4 protein-coding genes are annotated in these 3309 nt (G+C 47.7%); all 4 read right to left on the minus strand.

The annotated features are described in order from the left end of the window. Window positions 1-106 precede the first annotated feature (106 nt). The 4 genes from F7R24_RS14500 to F7R24_RS14515 are packed head-to-tail and all read right to left on the minus strand — an operon-like array spanning window position 107 to window position 3006. Window positions 107-292 carry a hypothetical protein gene (locus tag F7R24_RS14500; RefSeq protein WP_151671980.1) on the minus strand — a complete coding sequence of 62 codons (186 nt, stop codon included), beginning with the start codon at window positions 290-292 and terminating at the stop codon, window positions 107-109. Further along, entirely contained in the window at window positions 289-1047 is a 759-nt protein-coding gene (gene istB, locus F7R24_RS14505) for an IS21-like element helper ATPase IstB (protein WP_151671981.1), read from the minus strand. Before istB ends, F7R24_RS14500 begins: the two co-directional genes overlap by 4 nt. Further along, a complete protein-coding gene (istA, locus tag F7R24_RS14510; RefSeq protein WP_151671982.1) occupies window positions 1040-2536 on the minus strand; it encodes an IS21 family transposase in 1497 nt (498 codons plus the stop codon). The genes istB and istA overlap by 8 nt, the downstream gene beginning before the upstream one ends. A gap of 53 nt (window positions 2537-2589) precedes the next feature. Then, window positions 2590-3006, minus strand: coding sequence for a hypothetical protein (locus F7R24_RS14515; protein ID WP_151671983.1), 417 nt, complete (start codon window positions 3004-3006; stop codon window positions 2590-2592). Between the last annotated feature and the right edge of the window lie 303 nt (window positions 3007-3309).

The following is a 3309-nucleotide window of genomic DNA, read 5'->3' on the forward strand; positions in this document are numbered from 1 at the left end:
TGTTAACGCTGGTTAAAAACCGCAGTTATATGCCGCAGTTTTTTTGCAGCAAATAACTGGTATTAGAGGTTACGCTACTCTGGTTGTTTTCTGCGTCACTCAGTACTTAGAAGTCCCCGTCATCATTTAAGGACGATTCATGCTCCGCTTGAGTCTTGGCGATCTCAAGATAGAACTCCGTAATATCATTACCATAGGCATCCCAGATCGCGGTTTGAACTAGATCCATCATTTCATAAATACGAGCCGCCTCATCCGGTGTCCAGAATGTGGTGATTTTGAGCGTTCTCATTGACTTGCTCCCTTTCTGGTCTTGCCTCTCGTCGCTGCTTTTTCTTTTGCTTCCTTCATGCGATATGAACTGCCTTCAATCGCCACCACTTCACTGTGATGAACTAAGCGATCAATCAGCGATACAACACAGGCAGCATTGGGGAACACCTCATTCCATTCACTAAACGGACGGTTAGTCGTGATGATCGTCGGATATTTTTCATAACGACGATTGATGATTTCAAACAGTAAATCTGCATGCCGATTGCTATAGGATAGATAACCCACCTCATCAATAATCAGCAGGTTAGGTTTACTGTAATGAGTGAGGCGTCGTCTCAGTGCATTGTCACCATCTTGTGCAGCTAAATCATTGAGCATCGACGCCGCCGTGGTCAATAAAACGGTATGTCCTTGCATCACCGCTTGATACCCTATGTTCTGTGCGAGCGTGGATTTGCCCACACCGTTACTCCCCATAAAAATAATGTTGCTTGCATCCTTCATGAAGTCCAGCTGCATGATCCGATGGATGGCCTGTGAATCTATTTTGGTCGGCCAACTCCAATCGAACTCGTTGATCAATTTAAAGCGACCGAGCTTGGCGCTACTTAAGCGACGCTCTAAAGAACGTTGTTTACGCTCCGTTAATTCCCATTGTAGGAACTGAGTTAACCAGGGTATTTGTTCGGATGTGAGTTTATCCCAGTGGCTGAGTAAGCCATGCAGATTGAGATCACTAGCCTGTGATTTTAACGTGTCTTGATCATTCATGATTGTCATCCTGCGAGTATCCTAAGCTGTCATAAACGCTGAGATTGGTCGGTTTAACCTGGTAGTGCTTCACTTTATCCGGGACGTGTACCGCAATAGGGGGTGGCTGTTGGCGACTTTCTCGACGGCACGTTAGGATTTGTTCTACACCCTCTACTGTCGGTGCTTGACGTTCGATGGCTTCACCCATTGCCTCATGCAGGGCGAGTGCGCCATAGTCATCCAGTAATTGATTCAATCGATTCACGGCACCTTTAATCGGATGACCTCGGGCGATGATCTGCTGCAAGAGAGGCTGCACATGACACGAGAGACGGCATAATCGATCCTGACCACGATGCTGTTGTGCATTGGTTTTGGCCAGCCAGAGTGCGTTGATATGGATTTCGTTTTCTATCTGCTCACCTTGGCTAAAGCTACGCGGATGCGTCGCGATCACCTCGGATTGACTCAGAATACGCACCTCATTCAAACAAGCACTGACCGTCACAGCCGTTTGCACGTGCTGATGCGGTACGGAGTATTGATTACCATCGAACCTCACGTAAGGCGTCTTTTGCACTCGTGCAACCACTTGCTCACGTGTGTCAAAGGGGTTGTCGGGGAGTGGTAATAAGAATGCTTGCTCTTGCGCGAAGGCCTCTCTCACCGTGAGTTGTGGATCTTCAGGGCAACGACGATCCGCGCTGCTGCCCATACACCAGGCGTATGCCTGTTCATTCAGATCCTCTAAGGATGTGTAATGGCGACCAGCAAAGAAGTTGTCGCGGATATAGCGAATCGCACGTTCAACCCGACCCTTTTCATTGCCCCTAGCGGGTGCAGCGGCCCGTGGTTCGAAGTGATAATGGCTGGATAACGCCAGTAGTTCAGGATGGAAGCGAATCGCACTGCCTTGACGTTCCAGTACCGCTGTCTTCATGTTGTCAAATAAGCACACCTTAGGGACACCGTTAAAGGCTTCAAACGCCGCGACTTGCCCACGTAAAAAACTGGCTGTTTGCTGGTTCAGATAAAAGCGTAAAAAAATTTGTCGTGACCAACTCAGCACCATCACATAGGCCATTAATGTCCGTTTTGCTTGACCTATCTGGATATGGCCGAAGTGTCCCCAGTCGACCTGGGCTTGCTCTCCGGGTAAGGTTTTTAAGCGAAGATAGGCTTCGGGTTGTTTACGTGGTCTCAGCTCACTGATTCGATGACGGAAGTGGCTCGAACATCCTAAGTAGCCCCGCTGCTTTGCCATGTCATAAAGACGAGCAGCCGTCAGCGTCGGATATTGTTCTAGAGTGGCGAGTATGAACGGTATATAGGGTGTGAAGATCGAATCACGCATCGTGCGCTCGACTTTTGGCAATCCTGCTTGAGACAAGACGCGGTCAACCACCGTGTGATGAATGCCTAATTGGGTTGCAATGGTACCGGTACGCCATTTTTCTACAAAGTGATAACGCAGTATGCGTGCTTCGATCTCTTTATCGATCGTCATCTATTCAACCTTATTCAAGCGACATCAGGTTGCATAAAGGACATCTGAGAGGGTTAATACCTCAGACGATCTCGAAAGGCCCTGCCGCGTAAAAAATGATGTCGTAAAAAAGGGTTGCAGACGTCACCACAGTGGTGGCAGACCATCATTGGGTCTTGTGTTGGTTCTGGAAACACCGTTTTACGACGCGTTTGTGTGGTCTTGAGTACAACATTCGGCGAGGTAAGCTGAATAGACTGATGCGTTACTTTTTGCTTTTGATGATGCCAAAAGCGCTGTTGGCGAGCTGCATTATTAAAGCGGCCTATGCGACTACCTTGATATTTTTTGGATGCTCGGACCAATGACGTTTGACGTGCTGTTGAGGCACAGCCACCCGTACAGTAACGATGTCCACGATCACAGTGAGAGCAAATAATGACTTGTGCATGGCAGAGCAAGCAATGATAGAGACGACTTGAGGTTTGCATCGAAATAAAGGTCGATGAGGGCTGGATTTAATCCCAATGTATGCAACAATCAATGGGTCGTGCGCTGGCACGATTTTGAGGGGTATGGCGTCATCTTCGACGGCTAATCAATTCTGGCGTCATACCTGTTCTCAACGACCCTTTCGTTATAACCCGAAAAGCCATTGATCGCTCGAACTATTCTCCAACAAATACCCATTCACTCATCAAAACTGAATCCGTCGAACACATTAAGTGAAATTAGGAAAAAACTAACGAGGAAGATATTCGGCAAATATACGCGGTTTTAGAGCAGCGTTTACA

The organism is Nitrincola schmidtii (assembly GCF_008973715.1).
In the GTDB taxonomy this organism is placed as follows: Bacteria; Pseudomonadota; Gammaproteobacteria; order Pseudomonadales; family Balneatricaceae; genus Nitrincola; species Nitrincola schmidtii.

What these genes read in the sequence shown, in the direction of transcription:
- F7R24_RS14500 (WP_151671980.1), bottom strand. Translation starts at nt 292, where the DNA reads ATGAGAACGCTCAAAATCACCACATTCTGGACACCGGATGAGGCGGCT.
- istB (WP_151671981.1), bottom strand. Translation starts at nt 1,047, where the DNA reads ATGAATGATCAAGACACGTTAAAATCACAGGCTAGTGATCTCAATCTG.
- istA (WP_151671982.1), bottom strand. Translation starts at nt 2,536, where the DNA reads ATGACGATCGATAAAGAGATCGAAGCACGCATACTGCGTTATCACTTT.
- F7R24_RS14515 (WP_151671983.1), bottom strand. Translation starts at nt 3,006, where the DNA reads ATGCAAACCTCAAGTCGTCTCTATCATTGCTTGCTCTGCCATGCACAA.